This window comes from Bacteroides faecis (assembly GCF_020091505.1).
Classification (GTDB): Bacteria; Bacteroidota; Bacteroidia; order Bacteroidales; family Bacteroidaceae; genus Bacteroides; species Bacteroides faecis.
Genome location: NZ_CP081916.1, coordinates 1946483 through 1966778, shown reverse-complemented (window position 1 = coordinate 1966778; position 20296 = coordinate 1946483). Strand labels below are relative to the sequence as shown.

Annotated in this window: 11 protein-coding genes; 1 reads left to right on the top strand and 10 read right to left on the bottom strand. The window is 44.0% G+C overall.

Annotation, left to right across the window (positions count from 1 at the left end; all coding sequences use genetic code 11):
* Window positions 1-478: 478 nt before the first annotated feature.
* Window positions 479-3700, bottom strand: a complete 3222-nt coding sequence (gene carB / locus K6V30_RS07795) for a carbamoyl-phosphate synthase (glutamine-hydrolyzing) large subunit (RefSeq protein ID WP_010536499.1) — start codon at window positions 3698-3700, stop codon at window positions 479-481.
* A gap of 380 nt (window positions 3701-4080) precedes the next feature.
* Between carB and trpS the strand changes: the two genes are divergently transcribed.
* The gene (gene trpS, locus K6V30_RS07790) at window positions 4081-5181 is read left to right on the top strand and encodes a tryptophan--tRNA ligase (protein WP_010536498.1); all 1101 of its coding nucleotides are present in this window, start codon (window positions 4081-4083) and stop codon (window positions 5179-5181) included.
* Between the two features lie 127 nt (window positions 5182-5308).
* On the opposite strand, the gene K6V30_RS07785 is transcribed toward trpS, so the two are convergent.
* From K6V30_RS07785 to K6V30_RS07745, 9 genes are all read right to left on the bottom strand, one after another.
* Window positions 5309-7612: a DUF2339 domain-containing protein gene (locus tag K6V30_RS07785; RefSeq protein ID WP_055271300.1), complete on the bottom strand. Its 2304-nt coding sequence runs from the start codon at window positions 7610-7612 to the stop codon at window positions 5309-5311.
* A gap of 234 nt (window positions 7613-7846) precedes the next feature.
* On the bottom strand, window positions 7847-8992 hold the full coding sequence (locus K6V30_RS07780; RefSeq protein WP_055271302.1) for a glycoside hydrolase family 71/99 protein: 1146 nt from the start codon (window positions 8990-8992) through the stop codon (window positions 7847-7849).
* Between the two features lie 74 nt (window positions 8993-9066).
* Window positions 9067-10209, bottom strand: a complete 1143-nt coding sequence (locus K6V30_RS07775; protein WP_055271304.1) for a DUF4972 domain-containing protein — start codon at window positions 10207-10209, stop codon at window positions 9067-9069.
* A 26-nt stretch (window positions 10210-10235) separates the two neighbouring features.
* Window positions 10236-11366, bottom strand: a complete 1131-nt coding sequence (locus tag K6V30_RS07770) for a DUF4972 domain-containing protein (protein WP_055271306.1) — start codon at window positions 11364-11366, stop codon at window positions 10236-10238.
* Between the two features lie 34 nt (window positions 11367-11400).
* Window positions 11401-13377 carry a GxGYxYP domain-containing protein gene (locus K6V30_RS07765; protein WP_055271309.1) on the bottom strand — a complete coding sequence of 659 codons (1977 nt, stop codon included), beginning with the start codon at window positions 13375-13377 and terminating at the stop codon, window positions 11401-11403.
* Between the two features lie 38 nt (window positions 13378-13415).
* Window positions 13416-15677, bottom strand: coding sequence for a GH92 family glycosyl hydrolase (locus K6V30_RS07760; protein ID WP_055271318.1), 2262 nt, complete (start codon window positions 15675-15677; stop codon window positions 13416-13418).
* A gap of 36 nt (window positions 15678-15713) precedes the next feature.
* Entirely contained in the window at window positions 15714-17618 is a 1905-nt protein-coding gene (locus tag K6V30_RS07755; protein ID WP_055271310.1) for a GxGYxYP domain-containing protein, read from the bottom strand.
* A 17-nt stretch (window positions 17619-17635) separates the two neighbouring features.
* On the bottom strand, window positions 17636-18331 hold the full coding sequence (locus K6V30_RS07750; protein ID WP_055271312.1) for a DUF3823 domain-containing protein: 696 nt from the start codon (window positions 18329-18331) through the stop codon (window positions 17636-17638).
* 27 nt (window positions 18332-18358) lie between these two features.
* Window positions 18359-20290: a RagB/SusD family nutrient uptake outer membrane protein gene (locus K6V30_RS07745; protein WP_070613137.1), complete on the bottom strand. Its 1932-nt coding sequence runs from the start codon at window positions 20288-20290 to the stop codon at window positions 18359-18361.
* Between the last annotated feature and the right edge of the window lie 6 nt (window positions 20291-20296).

Genomic DNA, 20296 nt, shown 5'->3' with positions numbered 1-20296 from the left:
CAAGTAATGGGAACTCTAGTTTCAAGTAATGGAAACTGTGGTTTCAAGCGATGGAAACCCGTTTGAAACACCTGGCGATAAGTCAGAACAAAGCATTTATCAGGCAATAACAGAGGAGGTATCAGCCATTAATACCTGAATTCTCAATTATTAATAGATGAAACGACAATCATTAACAGTTGACAGCTCAGATGTTAACGTACTGAATATAAGACCATAACAGAAAGAAAAAACGGATTGCGAATGGATAAAAAGTGAGAGCAAACGCTTGCTACCACACTGCTACCACACTTGCTACCATAGCTGTAACTACGATGGATAAAGCGATACAGGCAAAAAGTGAGAGCATGAGAGCAAAACGTATGTTGATTCACAGAGAGAGAAATAAAGAGAGAAAATAAATCAAGCCATACATAAAAAAAGAGACTCTCTCCTTGGTATGCCAAAGAGAGAGTCTCCTTATTATATATAAAGCAGTTTATTTATATTCCTGCCAGCTCTTAATCTGAATATCGCTCAGTTTCAGTTCACAGAATGCTTCAATGAAAGCACTTGCCAGACGAGCATTCGTAATCAACGGAATATTATGATCGATAGCGCCACGACGGATACGGTAACCATTCGTCAACTCACGCTTGCTGTGGTTCTTAGGAATGTTAACGATCAAATCGAACTTATGATCAGCGATCATCTTCATCACATTGTTTTCTGCTCCCGGTTTTTCATCCGGCCAGTAAACCGGAGTCGTTTCTACACCATGAGCATTCAGGAATGCAGCGGTTCCGGCAGTAGCGTAAATCTGATATCCTTTGGCAAACAACATGCGGCTTGCATCCAGCAAGTCAACCTTAGACTTCATTGCACCCGAAGAGAACATCACTGCCTTTTCCGGAATCTTGAAGCCTGTAGCGATCATCGCATTCAGCAATGCTTCAGAGAAGTCATCACCGATACAACCTACTTCACCGGTAGAAGACATGTCCACACCCAAAACAGGGTCAGCCTTGTGAAGACGGGAGAAGGAGAACTGAGAGGCTTTTACACCAATCCAGTCGATGTCGAACGCAGTTTTGTCCGGTTGGCTATACGGAGCATCCAGCATGATGCGGGTAGCCGTTTCGATGAAGTTGCGTTTCAGCACCTTAGATACAAACGGGAAGCTACGAGAAGCACGCAGGTTACATTCAATTACCTTCACTTCGTTGTTGCGGGCAAGGAACTGGATGTTGAACGGACCGGAGATATTCAGTTCTTTAGCAATCTGACGGCTGATCTTCTTGATGCGGCGGGCAGTTGCAAAATAAATCTTCTGTGCCGGGAATACCAGAGTAGCGTCACCGGAGTGTACACCGGCAAACTCTACGTGTTCGGAAATAGCGTATTCAACCACTTCACCGTTCTGAGCTACAGCGTCAAACTCTATCTCCTTTGTATTTTCAAGGAACTGAGAAACAACTACCGGATACTCCTTAGATACTTCAGCAGCCATCTTCAAGAAGTTTTCCAGTTCTTCGTCATCGTAGCAAACGTTCATTGCAGCACCCGAGAGTACGTATGAAGGACGAACCAATACCGGATAACCTACTTTTTCTACGAATCCTTTCACTTCTTCGAGGCTGGTAAGTTCCATCCATGCCGGTTGGTCGATACCGAGCTGATCGAGCATTGCAGAGAACTTGTTACGGTTTTCGGCACGGTCGATAGAAACCGGCGAAGTACCCAGTACAGGTACCGACTGGCGATACAGCTTCATAGCCAGGTTGTTCGGAATCTGTCCGCCTACGGATACGATCACACCACGCGGTTGTTCAAGGTCGATCACGTCAAGCACACGTTCGAAAGAAAGTTCGTCGAAGTACAGACGGTCGCACATATCGTAGTCAGTAGAAACTGTTTCAGGATTGTAGTTGATCATGATAGACTTGTAACCCAGCTTGCGGGCAGTCTGAACCGCATTCACCGAGCACCAGTCAAATTCAACCGAGCTACCGATGCGGTAAGCGCCCGATCCCAGTACTACTACTGATTTTTCATTCTTATAATAGTTTACGTCGTAACCTTCCACTGCATAAGTCATATACAGGTAGTTAGTCAGTTCCGGATGTTCGGAAGCGATAGTATTGATGCGTTTTACAGCCGGAAGAATACCTAAGGCTTTACGGTGAGCACGTACTGCAAGGTTTTCTTTTTCCATGTTTCCGGTCGGATTCAGAACGAAGCGGGCAATCTGGAAGTCAGAGAAACCAAGAACCTTAGCTTCACGCATTACGTCAGCCGGGATATCTTCCACCTTGTTATAGGTAGACAATTTGGCTTTATAGTCTACAATGTTCTTCAGCTTGCCGAGGAACCAGGGATCGATCTTAGTCAGTTCGTGGATACGGTCGATGCTGTATCCTTCTTCCATAGCTTGTGCGATGGAGAAGATACGCAAGTCAGTCGGACGTGAAAGTTCTTTATCGAGGTCGTCGAAGTGTACATCGTCGTTACCTACAAAACCGTGCATACCCTGACCGATCATACGAAGACCTTTCTGAATGATTTCTTCGAAAGAGCGACCGATAGACATGATTTCACCTACCGACTTCATGCTTGAACCGATTTCACGGGATACACCGGCAAACTTCGTCAAGTCCCAGCGAGGGATTTTACAGATATAGTAATCAAGTTGCGGAGCAAGATAAGCAGAGTTCGGAGTTCCCATCTCACCGATCTGGTCGAGTGAGTACCCCAATGCAATCTTAGCGGCCACGAATGCCAGCGGATAACCGGTAGCTTTGGATGCCAGTGCGGAAGAACGGCTCAGACGGGCATTTACTTCAATCACACGATAGTCGTCCGTATCAGAGTTGAACGCATACTGGATGTTACATTCACCTACGATGCCGAGGTGACGGATGCACTTCGTAGACAGTTCCTGCAACAACTTCAGTTCTTTGTCATCCAATGAGCAAGTAGGAGCTACAACGATGGATTCACCGGTATGGATGCCCAGCGGGTCGAAGTTTTCCATGCTGGCCACTGTAAAGCAGTGGTCGTTGGCATCACGAATCACCTCAAACTCGATTTCTTTCCAACCTTTCAGAGATTCTTCTACCAGAATCTGCTTAGAGAAAGCAAAAGAACTTTCAGCCAGTTTCAGGAATTCTTCTTCGTTAGCACAGATACCGCTACCAAGACCTCCCAAGGCATAAGCCGAACGCACCATCACCGGATAACCGATCTTACGGGCAGCAGCGATAGCATCTTCCATGCTTTCTACAGCCTGGCTCACCGGAGTCTTCATCTGAATCTCATCCAGTTTCTTCACGAACAGGTCACGGTCTTCTGTGTACATGATAGCTTCTACCGATGTACCCAGTACTTTCACTCCATACTTATCAAGAACACCTTGTGTGTACAGTTCGGCACCGCAGTTCAATGCAGTCTGTCCGCCGAAAGCCAGCAGGATACCGTCCGGACGTTCTTTCTTGATAATCTCTTCTACGAAATAAGTAGTTACGGGAAGGAAATACACTTTATCGGCAATTCCTTCAGAAGTCTGAATGGTTGCGATGTTCGGGTTTACCAATACTGAGCTGATACCTTCTTCTTTCAAAGCTTTCAGTGCTTGTGAGCCTGAGTAGTCAAATTCTCCGGCTTGTCCGATTTTGAGTGCTCCAGAACCCAAAACGAGAACTTTCTTGATTTCCTTTTCCATTTCTTTTGTTGTTATAATAAGTTTTCTAAGTTTCGTCTATAAAAAAAATGCGTTACCCTCGTAAAAGGATTAACGCATTACCAAAGAACTAAAATATCGTTTTTGGAGAAAAAAGAAGAAGCCTGTTGATTCCGGGTGAAAAACATCCGAATGTAGATAATACTTACTTCTAATTTCTTGTTGATTCATTGTCGATTTCAAAATTTGTGCAAAGTAACGACATATTTCTAAAATTACAAAGAATTTGAAGAAGAATATTCTCTTTTTATACTAAAAGTCGAGAAAAGTAAGCATAAATAACGAAGAGGCTTCATTTTGACGCATCTTTCATTTTTTATCCTTATCTTTGTCGCTAAATCTATTATAATAAGGCTATAACAATGAAAAAAGAGAAAATCATATTGACGGGTGACCGTCCTACCGGAAGACTCCATATCGGACATTATGTAGGTTCGTTGAAACGCAGAGTGGACTTGCAAGATGCAGGTGACTATAGTAAAATGTTTATCTTCATTGCCGATTCACAGGCGTTGACGGACAATATAGACAATCCTGAAAAGGTACGTCAGAATGTGATTGAAGTTGCCCTCGACTATCTGGCATGCGGCATTGATCCGACCAAAGCCACTATCTTCATCCAGTCGCAAATACCGGAATTGTGCGAACTTAGCTTCTATTATATGGACCTTGTAAGCGTATCCCGTTTGCAACGCAATCCGACTGTGAAGTCTGAAATTCAGATGCGTAACTTCGAAGCAAGCATCCCTGTAGGCTTTTTCACTTATCCTATCAGCCAGGCTGCGGACATTACTGCTTTCCGTGCCACTACTGTTCCGGTAGGTGAAGACCAGGAACCGATGCTGGAACAGGCGCGCGAAATCGTTCGTCGCTTCAACTATATTTATGGTGAAACGCTGGTAGAACCGGAAATCCTGTTGCCGGACAATGCCGCCTGCCTTCGTCTGCCGGGGACTGACGGAAAGGCTAAAATGAGTAAATCACTCGGAAACTGCATCTATCTGTCCGAAGAACCGGAAGAAATCCAGAAAAAGATCATGAGTATGTACACCGATCCGGGACACCTCCGCGTACAAGATCCGGGTAAGATAGAGGGTAATACCGTATTTACTTATCTGGACGCTTTCTGCCGTCCGGAACATTTCGAACGTTACTTGCCGGATTATCCGAATCTGGAAGAACTGAAAGCTCACTATCAGCGTGGCGGACTGGGCGACGTAAAAGTAAAACGCTTCCTGAACGCTATTATGCAGGAAACATTGGAACCGATCCGCAACCGTCGCAAAGAATTCAGCAAAGATATTCCTGCTATTTACAAAATGTTGCAGGAAGGATGCGAAGTAGCCAGAGCTGCCGCTGCCGAAACATTGGCAGATGTAAAGAAAGCGATGAAGATCAACTACTTCGATGATAAAGAACTGATTGAAGAACAAGTGAAACGCTTTGCCTCTTCGCAGGAATAAACAGAATAAAAAATAGGGTGTACGACACATCCTTTATAAAAAAGAAAGCACCTGCGCCACAGACAACTGTAACGCGGGTGCTTTCTTATTTGTATTTATATAAAGAGAGTTTTATTGCATGACCGGCTCAATCCGTTTCATCTTCATCATTTTTGAAGAGCACTCCTTTCAGCTTCTGGTAAAGGAAAGAAAGTACCAGCAATATCAAGCCCAAAATGATAAACACAATGATCTTACCGATAGTAGGCATTGCCCATAAGTCCTTCAGAATCAGTTTCAGCAGAACGATTCCAAAAGTTGAAAGACTAATGATACGTAACACTTTCTGGTGCAGACGCATCCCCAATGCCATCTGGACAAATCCCGCAATGCTCAATGAAACGGAGAAACCAGCATCGAAATCTTCGACTCCCGCCTGCCAGAGGAAAGAACGCGCCATCGTCAGCCAAAGGAGAAGTGCCAGCACATTCAAATAGACAGTGAAGTGAATTTTCAGTCCTATAATAGTATAGTATTGACGGGCAACGTAGTATAGGTTAACTATAATAAATGCTGCCGCCAGCCATCGGAGTAAAACAGGAGGCAGACTCATGTGCGCCCATTGGTCTCCCCATATATTGATCGCATATATCAAGACATTAACTCCAAGACCTGCCAGATAAGGAATCGTACATTGCTCTATCGGGAAACGCTTCTTGAAAGCATAGCTGAGGATAAGGATGGCAGCGGAAGTAAATACCAGCATCATCCCGCTCCTTGTAGCTCCTGCCAGATGCAAGGAAAACTCTGCCATGAATGTATAATAGAGTATAGCAGCAGATGTAAGAAGCATGACCGGATTCCAAGGAACATATCTCAGGCAGCGGGCTTCAGAGAAAAGAGAGCGGTAATGTCCCATCATCAAAGCAAATGCGCCCGCAGCCAAACCGACAAACAGGGAAGTCGCAAAAGAACTGTTCAGGAAAATTGTATCGGAGGAAGGAGAGGATAATATCACGGCAGATACATCCATCAGATATGAAATAAGTGTCAGCCCCATCAATACCAAGGTAGCACGTTCATATATCCAGATCTTCGATTTGACATAAAGCCATAACAGCAGTACCATTTCCGCTGCCCAGAATAAGGTTATATAGTTTCCGTCCAGTTGAATAGGTATGGTGATGGAAACAAATGTCAGTACAAGTCCCAACATGGCATAAATAAGGAACTTATAATCTTTCTTACTCATTCGCAGCCAGATAACCAAAACTAAATTGATGATTGCAATGAACAAGCTCAGCAAACCTTCGGACTTAAATGCCAGTTCCATATTTCGCAGGAACAGGATTCCCAATAACAGATAAATGAAGTTATTGGTTATGATAACCAGTAATAATCCCCTGTTCTTCTTTATGGCTTCTATCCGGAGTATCGATAAGATCGGCAACAGGAATATAAAATAGAACAAGGTGGCAAATGCGAACAGATGTACGGAAATGATTGCCGTTCCGGTAGAATAGCCGGTCAGCAGGAATAGTCCCATCACTAGGTAGGTAAAGACAAAGGCTATCACCGGAAGTTCTCCCCATTTCTTATAGATAGAAAGTCCGAACATCCCAAGATTCAATATACTTATATAAGTGAAAAGTACCAGATAGTTACCATTCCCGGTGCTAACAAGGAAAGGTGCCAGGAATCCTCCGACCAATGAAATGATGGCCAGTTCGCGCCTGTCGTACAGGACAGACAGAATCGACATGAACAGCGTTATAACTATCAGAATAATAAAGGCGACAGTCTGAGGGAAGAGATGATAAAAATGAAAGGCAATAGCTACCGTAAGATAAAAGACAGCGAAAGCTCCACCCGCAAGCAAGGAACTGAATGTACGGTACTTCTTTTGCAGACGTTCGGCAACTACCAGCAATGCAGAGCCGGTCAGGAAACCGAGTACAGTACGTAATGTCTCGTTAATCCAGTCTTTATCAATGGCATATTTCACAAAGAAGCCAACACCGATTACGAATACAAAAATACCAATTTTGCCAAACAGATTTTCACCGATAAACTTCTCATAGTTAACTTTCTTCTGTTTACGTACAGACGGTGTGACGACAGGTATTTCAGAAGTTACATTATTCTCTGCCATCATACCCTGAGGAGCTTCAAGCTGTTCTTCTTTCCGCAACAGTTCTTTTTTCGGAACAGGGATTTCATTTGCCGCATGGGGCGGGATACATGTGTCTTCCACGGCTTCAGCCGATACATTTTCCTTCGATTGTACATGATCGGAAGCTATTCTCTCCTGAGCTTTGAGAAAAGCATCCATTCGTTTCTTTATTTCGTCCAGTTCTTTCTCTACCTTCCCAAACTTCTTATCAAACTTTTGTATCAAGACGAAGAACATCAGTGCAGCAAGTAATGCACATACGCCATAAAAATCACCCATAATGTCTTAGATTTGAGTTATGTATTACAAATATACAAAACTTTATTACATAGAATGGATGTTTGTCTGAGAATGATGCTGTAAAAGAGTTAATTAACAAACAAGTTTCCACAATCACAATGTACCAAGCCTATCAAATCCGGCAGGGAAACAGGGGGATTTATTTAGTTCAGTCTTTTCAGTTTCCTCTTGAAACCAAAAAGACTGAAGGTATTTTTAATGCTGGCGTTATAGTTATAAAGAGGTATCGGGAGCCGAGTTAGCTTTCTGGAATTGATCCACCCAATACGCAGTTCGTAGTAAATAGTAATCATTTTCCAAAGGCTGGTAATCCAGATATTCAAATACGTTGCATTTCATTGGGATAGCCGGTTCAATCTGTGTCCCCTCATGCCATTCGTTGAAAGAAGTGATCGAGATATAAGGGGCACCACTTTCTATAGCAGCCTTATACATTTCATCATAGTATTTCCCATTCTCACGGTCGCGGGTCGTACTTTCATTCCAAGGGCGGATACGCGTATCAATATACCCCGGACCGACACTCGGGATAAACAACTTATGATGCTCTTTCGCCCACTGCTGCATTGATTTCCAGTTAGCAGGAGTAGAAGCATTCGTAAATCCGGTTGCAGCAAAATAGGTATAAAAACCATCCATGCCCGCCTTTTCAATGTCAGCCAATTCACTTTCTTTTAGTGTCAGCCCGATAAAAAGCCCGTCATACTTCGTGTTACGTACACTTATTTCTCCCTTCTCACCGAACAATCCGGCCCATTCTTCCGGCTTGATTAAGTAAGAATCGTAAATAAAGAAAAGAGGCTTTCCCTGCGTACGATAAAAAGCCGGATGATTGCCATAAGTATCCATTATATGCTGAATATTCTCCCGTATCGTCTGCGGACTCCGTCCATTGAAAGGTTCAATATGAAAGCAAACTTTTGCACCTACTTTTGCAGCCTCATCAAGCAGAAGAGAAACACTCTTGTTTCCATAGTCACTCTCTCCCCACCAAGTAACGGAAAGTACTCCGATATTCGCTTTTACATGCATTTGAATATGTTTCCGTACCACTTCAACATCATTACTGCTATAAGTTCCGAGTTCCGGATAGAAATTACAGGCAATGTCATCATCAAGACCGGATATAACTCCGGCATCTCCCGGAGGCCCCGGAGTGGGTGCAATCGGATGTGCCCAGTGCTTCATCCCGCCATCTACTTCCGGATTCCCATACCAATTATAATAGAAACTGATAGTACGGTCATCCAACATCACTTTTACCGTATCCGCATCGTTATCTGCATCTGTATGCTTCCTGTTGTTACAGCCGGCACATACGACCAGCAACAGCAGAGCATAAATGAAATCTTTTCTCATGTTAGTTCGCTTTTTAAAAGTAATCCCAAAGTCAGCTATCCACCGACTTTGGAATTACCGGATTAATAGAACAATTATCTATTCTCTACCCATTGAAAATCGCCGATCAACTTAGCCGAGAACTTACCGGTAAGGTCTTCGATATTATTGTTATCCGAAACTGTTTTATTAAATGTCCATCCGCACACCAGGTCAGCTTCGCTTCCCGTAACATCTTCCGGAGAGTCCATCAGATGTTGTATGTCTGCCTGTGTCTTTGCCGATTTCCAGATATGCAAATGTCTCATGCATCCATTAGTACTCTTTTCTCCGACACGGCTGCCCGTCGCACTTAGCCCGGTGAAGGCAACCATCGCCACTTCTTTATCATTAGGAGTGTATGGCAGGCGATCGTCCCGTCCTCTTTCCGACAACATAAGCTGTCCATTTACATATATCTTGGTCATTACCGGAATACCATCTCTGATTTCTCCGTCCACACCGTTTTCATTGGTTACAACCGCCACATGTACCCACTGATTGAGTGTACTGAAAGAGAAGCCCGGCTCAAACAAATCACTGTAGCTGATACCATACGTCATACGCAATCTGCCGAAATGACTGTTTACCGCCCATCCCTTACGTTCATGATCCTTCGTGTCGTCATCCGTGAAAGTAGACAGCAAGAAGACAAAGCTGTTGAGATAGTCGTCCAAATCAGTCAGTTTCACCCAAAACTCGACAGTAAATGCCTGCTTTCCTTGTTCGCCGAAAGCCGAATATTCCGGATGTACTCCAAAGTCAATGTAACCACCATTCTTTCCGTTAATCAGCAGTTCCGCGGAAACCGGCAGGAAGTCTTCGGCACGCTTGGTCGCTCTGAAGTTCTTTTCTATCTGATAAGCCTCCCGGATGATGCGGTCGGCTTCGCTATCCGCCAGCTTTTTGCCACCTTCCTTCAGTTTGGCAATCGTTTCTTCCAGATAGGCAATCTCCTCATCCAGCATTGCTTTGCTGGATACCGGATAATTGTCTTTCAGTTCTCCATAGGTAGCTCCATCCCTCAATGAAGTCAGGTTGGTAACCAATGTAGTGAACCGTTCTATGAAGATTTCGGTTTTGTCCGTATCTGTCGGCCATCCGCTATTGTCATCGTCATCCGAACAAGAGATGAATGCCAGCACCTGTACTAGCATAAAGGCAAGTGCTACCCAGTTAAATAAATATCTGTTTTTCATATCTATCAAGTATTTTCTGTTTCGTGTCATTCTAATTCAATCCAACTATAATCCCCGACAAGTCTGGCTGTATACTTTCCTGTCAGATCCTTGATGTCCTGATCATCAAGTGCCATCTTCGCAAAGGACCATCCGCATACCAAATCGCTCTCTGTTCCTGTCACCTTCTCCGGATACTCCATCAACTGACGGATCTCATCCTGTGTCTTCGCTCCATTCCAGATATGCAGATGCTTCATGCTTCCATTGGCTCCCTTATCTTCAATACGACTGCCGGTAGCACTCATGCCCGTGAAAGCAACCATCGGAACATTATTGCTATTGGCCGCATATGGTTTAGATGCATCCTGATGAGAAGTAGTAGAAAGTTTCAGTTCTCCGTTGAGGTACATTTTAGTCATAATGGGTCTTCCGCCACTTGTTTCACCGTCTACTCCTGTCTCATCCGTTACTACTGCCAAGTGTACCCACTCATTGACTGTAGTAAACCCGAATGCAGGTTCCATCAAGTCATTAAAGCCCATTCCATAGGTCATACGCATATTATTACCGCCATAATTATAGCTGTTCACACACCAACCTTTCCGTTCATGATCATTTCTTTCATCATCTGTAAAGGTGGAAATCAGATAGAAGAATCCTTCCACGTCTTTCAATTTCACCCAGAACTCAACAGTAAATGCCTGTTTGCCAGCCTCACCGAAAGTGGAATACTCCGGATGAACACCAAAATCAATGTAACCGCCATTCTTTCCGTTAACCTGCAATTCTGCCGGAACTAATAAATCTTCTGTTCGGATGGTAGCTTTAAATTCGGCTATTTTTTCGTCCGACTCCTTCAACAGCCTGGCTGTCTCATCCGGGATTTGCATTTCTGCCACTCCCCCTTCTTTCATCGTCTGCAGAAAATCTTTCAGTTTTGCAATTGCATTTTCCAAAATAACCTTACTTGTTTCGGGATACATACCTTCACGCAGCCCGAATTGAGATTCGGCTTGCAAGTCAGTCAGTACTTTTATTTTCTTTCCTATCTGTTCGCGATATTCATATACTTTTATTCCTTCTCCATCGTCATCGGAACACGAGTAGCAGACACTCATAGCAAAAGCGGAGAGGAAAGCAATGATCAGTAGCCGGATACTATATATATTTTTCATATCTCACTTGTTTTAGATTCGTTTATAATACCTTTTAATAAATACCGCCTTCTTCAATATACTTCTTGATGGAAGCAGCCAAGTCCATCGGAAGCATAAATTCGTATGTATCGGGACAATCTTGTTCAACCCGTTCGAGTTCTTTAATCAGCCTTTCGTATATAACGACCTTGCTTCCTTCAAATCCGTAATAGTTTGTCAGCAGATAGACATGTCTGAACAACGGTCGCCGTGGACTGGGAGAAACCGACATCAGATCGCGGTACACATCACCGTTGTTGCGGCACATTGTTCCCTGGTCGATACGCACCACTCCATCTACGAATTTATAAGAAGAACCTGTGGTATGAGTACGATTCGAGCCATCCATTACAGCGTCTACGGCCTTACTTTTCATGTATTGTTCGAAGTACATCTGTTCGTCTGTATTCCAAAGATGGGCTGTGTGGAAACCGGCAGTGGACAGCCACTTTCTGTTCATTTCCAACCATTCGGCATATTTGCCGCTCTGTGCGTAATAATCACCGTAGATAAACTGGAAGCCGGACGGGCCTGCCGTCAGTTCGTCATTCGGAGTCATATTCTTATAATAGAACTCCAGCAATTTCGGATTCAATTCTTGTAAACCTGCCGCAAGGGTGACTCCTACCGGAACTTCTCCTCTGCGTTTGCCTTCCTTGAATATCTGATAAAGGGAGTTTGCATCAAACTGGATGTTATCACCGTCACTCAGACTGATAGCAACGTATATCTTGCCCGGTTTCACTTCACCGGCAATTCCTCTGCGCTGCTTAAATGCTTTGCTCGGGAAACTGCACCAGTAACTACCATTCGCATAATAGTCACTCACCACAAATCCGGCATTATGAATATTGGTGATCTTGTTCAACTCATCACCGTTAGCATTCATTCCATATCCAAAGACAGAAGAGCCTACCGGGTAAGAACCACTATTAAATATATTATCCATAATCTGCTTGTCATCTCCGTTAGAGTCGTCGAGCCAAAAAGCAAAACCTCTGGAGGCAGCCACATAGTCATACATTCTCCACGGATTGTCTTTGTAGTCACTTCTTAATCCGCCGGAGAAAGTCAGCTTCGGATGGCACTTGCCGGCAAAGCGGGCGATTGCCCAGCCATAAGCCTCGGCCTTGGATGACCACTGACTGCGTATATCTTTGATCTCCAGATTTCCCAGACCCAGTTCATCTTCAATGAATTTCTTCATAGTCTCCGTTACAGGAATCCCTTTTTCCTGTGATGAAATCATCTGTGCCATGCTCCAGGACCAAGGCTGGTTTTCATCCCAAACGACCAGACAGGTAAAACGGTCTTTATACATATTATATAATGCAGAGAAACCTCTATTGCGGGAAGTACTCTCCAATGGCTGTATCTCATATTGCACTTCGGCATCCTCCAACTGAGTTAGGTCTTGCTGCTGCCACACCAGATAAGTCAATGCTTGTTCCTGATTAATTACTCCTTGCATTACCGCACTTGTCAGTTTCGAGATGTTTTCATCATCACGAATATCGAATACGTTGACTTTCGTCACAGGCTGGTTCTTAAAGAACATCCCGCTTTGAGGTGTTTCGTCACTGTTGTAATCCATCAGAGGGTGCAGTTGCTGTGCCCAGTTCTTTACCAGTCGGGCAGTTACTCCATCGGAGATTTCTCCCGATGCTCTGACCACCTTCATCTCATATCGATAAGACAACAAACTGTTGTCCGTAATTGCAAATTCCGCACTTTGCACCCCTTTGGCAACTGTCTGCTGCTCATTGGTCTGCAAATCTTTTACCTGCACTTCTTTGATGTCTGTTATGTATGGGTCAATCCAGGTGACCACTGCTTTTCCATTGATCTCCTCCACACGGGGAGTACGGACTTCATTCCCTCTGTTTATCATTGTTCCAAATTCCTCATCGTCGTCACTGCAACCGAATATGGAAAGAGAAAAGACAAACAAAAACGACCATAGACTGGTGAGTACAATCATCTTTTTCATTGTGTTATATTTTAGATTTTAATATTATTATTCTGACCTCATTCTGGTAAACCTTCGGAAGAAGGCGGCATGGCATCCGGAGCACTTCCCCAAGATTTATCAGGTTTCTCTCCCATCTGCAATACCAGACGACCTCCCTCTTGAATGTCCGACTGACCAAACCAAGGCTTATTCCAAGCCTTTCCATTCAAAGTAGCCGACTGGACATATTTATGATCCGGTGCATAGTTCTCGGCAATAATCTCGAAAAAACGTCCCCCTCCCAAATCCAGTTTGACGGATTTGAACACCGGACTACCGATATTGTAAGTAGGAGAACCGGGCGTCACCGAATAAAAGCCCATCATCGAAAATACGACAAATGCTGTCATTCCGCCTCCGTCTTCATCACCGGGGACTCCCATCAAATCATTGCGGAACCACTGGTTTAGCAATACACGTATTCGCTTCTGCGTCATCCAGGGTTGACCTGCATAGTTGTACAGATAAGGAATATGCAGACAAGGCTCGTTTGCCATAGAAAACTGCCCGACATTACCGGTATGATCCGGAAGTTGGTGATAAAAGTCAAACTTGCTTCGTCCCAACGGTTCGTTAAAAGTCTGGTTCAGCCTTTCAATAAACTTCTCCCTCCCACCCATCAATGAAATCAGATCGGCAGGATTGTGCTGCACATCCCAACGATATATCCAGCCATTATTTTCTCCATAATACTCACGTGCACCCTGTCCGCCCGAGTAACGGTAATCAAACGGTTCGATAAACTGCCCGTCTTTATTCTTAGGATGGAAAAAACCGGTCTCAGCATTATAAACATTCCGATAAGTATAGGACATTTTCATAAACCGCTTATACTCTTCCGGCTTGTTCAGCACTTTAGCTATTTGTGCCAGGCACCAGCTATCATAGCAATTACCCAACATTACCGAGATCGCCTGACGCTTTTCGAACGAATGTACAGCCGCGCAAGTCTCTTTTTCATCCACGCCTAATGCCGGAAAATAACCTTTCTCCTGATAGAATTTATCCAGTTCCGTCACAGGCAGTCTCAGCCAAGGCAACAGCGTCTTCTCGGTAATAGCTCCTTTGCAGGCTTCATAAGCTGCTTCCAGATCGAAGTCGCCCAGTCCTTTGCAATAAGCATCCCAAATCACTGCCACCGCATGGTTGCCATTCATCCGATGGCTGTCTCCGGTCACTTCTGGAAAAGTAGGCATCCATCCTCTGTCCGACTGTTCCGCCATCCGGATATACGAACGTATCATTTCAAGTTCTTTTTGTGGTTCTATCAATATACGCAACGGGTGAGTAGCCCGGTAGGTATCCCAAATCCAATCGTCTGTATAGAAAGGAGTTCCACCATCTTCATGGATTTTGCCGTCAAAAGCACTGTAATACTTTCCGTCTTCGGAAATATTTATCATACGTTCGTAGGTACGATAAAGAGAGGTATAGAATATTTCTTTCTCATCTTCCGAACCGCCTTCCACCGTAATCTTACCCAAAGTCTCGTTCCAGATTTTACGTCCGGCGTCAGCGACAGCTTTCACATCATAAGTAGTGATATCCCGTTGCAAATTCTTCTTAGCCTGTTCTGCACTGATAAAAGAGATGCCATAACGCACATCCAACTTACTTTCAGTACCATAAAACAAGGAAATTGTCTTTCCTTCCTGTCGTTCCGTATCAACCTTTCCTTCCGTCAGCACTCCTTTTTTCACCGGCGACTGACTGGTTTCAAGATAAAGGTAGATTTTGGTGGGAGTATTATCTATAATCTGATAACCGCTGACACCGTTTTCTTCAGTAGCCAACATCCCGTTCCTTGTATTTATGACCAAAGCGTTATCACCTTCCGTATGAAAACTGATATGATAGATGCCCGCCTGATGAGAAGGAGCATAATCTACCTGTATATCATCTTCATCCAAATATACAGAATAACTGTAAGGAGTGATCTTCTCCAAATCGTAAGAGTAAGACACAACCGGACGGGACACATCGCCCTGTACCGGACTGAGATTAAAAGCGGAACTGCCCCGATGGCTGGTCACCACTACCGGAAGTCCATTGATCCGGTCTGATGTAAAATCTCCCCTTTCCGGGTAAACTCTGAGCATCGAATTGGGCAGATGTACCGTCGGATAAGTGGGAACCAGCAGATGGCTGATGTTTCCAATGTAGGGATTCACATAATCAACAAAGTCTTTGGAAGGGACTTTATCCGATGTGGTACACGAGAAAAACATCATTGCCAACAGACAGGCACTTATTGTTGTTTCTATCTTTAATCTATTCATCATTCTTTTGTATGAGTGTATCATTCATTAATCTGATTAGTTCATCGTTATTACTCCTTTAGCAGCATCCGGATTCTGCTTCAGATAAATACGATAAAGTTCGAAAAACGTAGGGGCATCCAACAGTTCAATATTTGTTTGACGTTGCTTCAACTCATCACAAATACCTTTATACCAGGAGGGTGACTTCAATATTGCCCGGAACCAGTGGAAAGGAATCGGACGCTTGCCCACTCTTTCTTCTATGACATCTGTTGCTTTGTGGTAATCATGATCTACAATATCATAATCCGCCCGGATTACAGGCATGTCTTTATGCAGAAGCGTCAGGGGAATCTTCTGAGGTACAATCCCATTCGGACTAAAAGAGGCATAACAATCCAGCCCATCCTGATCCAGCCCCGGAGCTTCGCCATCAATGACAAATCCGGTAATCGTCAGTCCCCATTTCCGGTAGTACTTGCTACAGTGTTTCGCCCACACATCCAGTCCGCTTTTCAGCCCGGATATCGGTCGAGGTTCCTGCAACATACCCGGCATCAGGTATCCGGCACCGTTGTCGGCAGCAGCAAAATAGTCATTGGGAGTAGCCGTCACACGATAATTATGCATTACCATCGGGACACGTTCTGCCAACACCGGGCTGACAGACCACATCAAAGGTACCGTTCCCCGGCTGGGTTCGTCCCACAGAAAAGGAGTGGTCTGTGCAATCCAAGATGAAGAGTCATAATCACCCACATAGAACAGGATAAAATTGCGTCCCTGAAAGTTGATCGTTCCATCCCTATTCAAATATCCCCTGTCCATCAGCTCCTGATACGTCACCCACTTTTGAGGATAACTGTCCTGTAAGGGGAAATGCTGCCAGAAGGATGCATTTGCCAATGCTCCCAATCCGATTGCATCCGCATCTTTGAAAGCATTGTAAGCGCTGATAATACGAGAAAATTCCCACTCGGTAGCTACATCTTCATGTTTACCTCCGGCATGCTGCGTGTATTTATATATCCAGCTTGGGAAACCTCCTATGTAACAGAACTTCTCCCTCTTATTCTGCTTATAAGCCTCTTGCAAAAAAGTCTTCAGTATTTGCAGGTCCAGCCCCTTCTTTTGGATCGGATCGTCTGTAGCCGATTCGTCTCCCCAGGGAGAAAGGTCAAAGAAGAATGCCTTCTTGCTCACAAAAAAGTCATGATTGGTCAGTTGATGGTGATTCGTCACTGTACGGGTCGGATCAGTACGCCAGAACTGGTCTATGTAATAGGCTGCATATTCCGTATTGCACAAACCTTTTTTCAGGTACTTCTCGATAAACCAGACATAAGGATCTATTTTCAAAGAGCCTGTCGAAAGTTTATCCGTTCCGGCAATCTTACCTCTTCCCGTGAAGAGAGAAGAACCGTCTTTATTCACCAACCAGCATTTTACGGCTAATTTCGGCCCTTGCAATACCAAACGGGTATAAAGACTGTTAGGAGATATATCATAACGAACAGCTATCAAGTCTTCAATTCCTGCTATGGAAGAAGCGATATTACTGGTAGATGCAACTTTTGAATCATACACAACAACCCCACGTATCACTTTGCGATATGCAGTAACGACATCCGTCAATTCCGTATAAGCAATCGTATCACGTCCTGCCAGCCATTGTCCTGCTTTGCGGTATTTGTTCCACCAATAATCATCGACATTCTCTCCCTGCCCATTCTTCACATAACGAATGTATAATTGCGGAGTAATACGATTCACGATGCCCTGCAAAGTGGCTGTCGTATGCATAATGTCCCATAGTTGTTCCGCTCTCTCCTTCTCTTTCAGGTTCCAGTCATTCAGTGCCCGCAAGTCCAATATTCGAATCGGACCGGAAGCAGTTGCCGACATCATCCCCGAAGGGAAGAAAGAAACAAGAAGCAATATTATCAGATACTTTTTCATGACTTCATTGTTTTATGCTAAATATCCAGCTTCACAGATGCCGAATAATTATATTTGGTTTCATTCCCATGAGACTGTGCGCCAATCCGGAAATAATAGCTCTTACCCGGAACCAGCGTAGAAGTGTAATCATCCAGATTGATAGAGAGTTCAAAAGATTCGCCATCAGTAATAGAGCGATTCAGTTCCTCAGTCCGGTTTACAATATTCAGCTTATTGGAAACATCAATATGAGAATGTGCAAATAAGGAAATTCGATATACTTCATTGCTGGTCACCTGCTCTAACTTGAACTTCGCAACCACTTTCCTTTCCGAAATAAATATCTCCGGCTCAATAATCCGCAGATACGGATTCACTTCAAAAATCTGATAATTCTTTCCTGGCTTTATCCTCATGTCCAACGTATCCAGAGGAACATAGTTTCCCCGGTTCATGATTATTTTATAATCACCGGAAAAAATCATACCGTTATAAAACGTGCCGTCTTTCTTGATTACCATATTCTGAACAGGAGGATTATCACCCCATCCTTGTTCAATGAAATAAACACGGGAGCCATCAGACACTTCCTGAGGAATCAGTTCCCCGGTTTTCCGGTCTCTCAGTTCTCCCGCAAAAATTGCGTCAGGTCCCTCAAGATTATCTTTTTCGCAAGAGTAAAATATACCGCTCACTACGACAACCACTAATAATAATAGATGCTTTTTCATATCTTATCTATATTTAGAATATACTAATTAAGGATTCTGTACCAAACCGTTAGCTCCTGTACCCGGAATGCTCTTATAATACCAGCTATAATCAAATGTCTTAGATTCGATACCTAGCGGATTCACACGGACAAAGACATAATGTGCCGGATTGGTTCTCAAATCCAGAAACGGTACAAGTCCTTTTCGTACCCGGTTCTCAAATTCCTTATGGAAGGTTCTCCAACGTACCAAATCCCATCTGCGCTTATTTTCAAAAGCAAGTTCGATAAAACGCTCTTTACGGACATTCACCTGCGTCAAAGCGATGTCATCTTTGTGTGCCGCTCTCTTGCGAATGGCATTCAATGCATCTTGCGCTACCAGTTTTTCTACAGAGGTAGAAGTCGTCTTCTCCAATACAGCTTCTGCATAGTTCAGCAGGATTTCTCCATAGCGGAAATCAATCCATGGCTGTGTACCTTTTCCCCATGCCTGCTCAACCGGGCTTTCTATCTGCAAGAACTTCTTAAACAAGAATCCGCTACGGGTGTAGTGTCCCAAGGTCGGATCAAAACCGGAATATTCCGTATTCTTCTCAGCTCCGTACGTATAATAAACAAGCCCATTCTGTCCTTTCTCCGAAGCCTGTGTTCTATAATGATAACCGGAACCATCCGCTTTCACCAATCCACCCTGAATAATGATTTTCGTACTTCCAAAGTTCTGTCCCGGAAATAATACCATCGCACTCAGACGGGCATCACGACCGGCAAACGCCTGATAGGGCTTATCCATCGGGAAAGACAAATATTGAGTGGATAGGTTAAACCCGTTATAATCATTCTCATTGCCATCCACACGTGTACTGATAGGTTTTGCCGTTCCACTTCCGTCATCAGTATAATCCTCGAATGAATCAACAAAGTCCAATGTCGGATTCATACGCCCGGGATACAAATTCGGGTCAAGAATCATCTGACGGGGGCTGAACCATACGTCATAATTGTGTGCAAGAATCGTGTTAGCGGCATATGCCTTCATGAAGATAGGTTCTTTCAAGCCATCCAGACATTGGAAAGGTTGCTCAAACAGTTTTTGATAATTGAGTGTAGCTTCTTCCGGAGTAGCCGGAGACGGTTTATACAGACCGAATTTACCGCTGTTCATAATCTCTTGAGAGGCCGATATACATTCGTCATAATAATGATCGGCAGAGATAACCTCAATCCCTACCAGTTTTTGGTCAACAGCCGGACCGGAAAAGGAAACATAAGGTTGATGAGTAAACTTAGCCACGGAAGCTGCATAAAGGGCGGCTCTAGATTTTAATGCCAGCGCTACCCATTTGTTGGCCCGCAACACATCATTTTCATTCGCATCACCGAATGATAAGACAGCCTGATCACATTCGCTCAAAATAAAATCCCATGTGTCTTTCTCAGTGTTTCTGGGAACACGCAGTTCCTCGATATTTCCATTGTACTCCTGCGGAGTTTTGATGATAGGCACACCACCATATCGCTTAGCCAAAGCAAAGTAGGTATATGCTCTCAAAAAATGAGTTTCGGCACTGATCTCATCCTTTTGTTGCTCCGTAATACTCGTTAATGTAGGAATAGTAACCAACAGGCTGTTCAAATCCCGAATGAGTTTGTACCCATCTTCCCAGTAATCAAACCATTCTTCGCCAAAGTCATTGTATTCCGGGTGAATAGCCTCATCACAGAAGTGGGCAGCCATAAATCCGGCATTGTTTACATCCGTACCTACTCCCACATTAAACCCCTTATTGGGCGAATAAGTAAAGTCTTCTATCGGCAGGCGCCCATACAAGTTGGCCATATGTGCCTGTACCCCTTCCGGAGTCGAGAACAATTCATCCGCCGGAATCTTATTTTTAGGATCGATATCGAGTATATCACTACATCCGGTAAACAGGAACATAGCTCCCAACAATAAATAACTATATATTTTCATAATCAT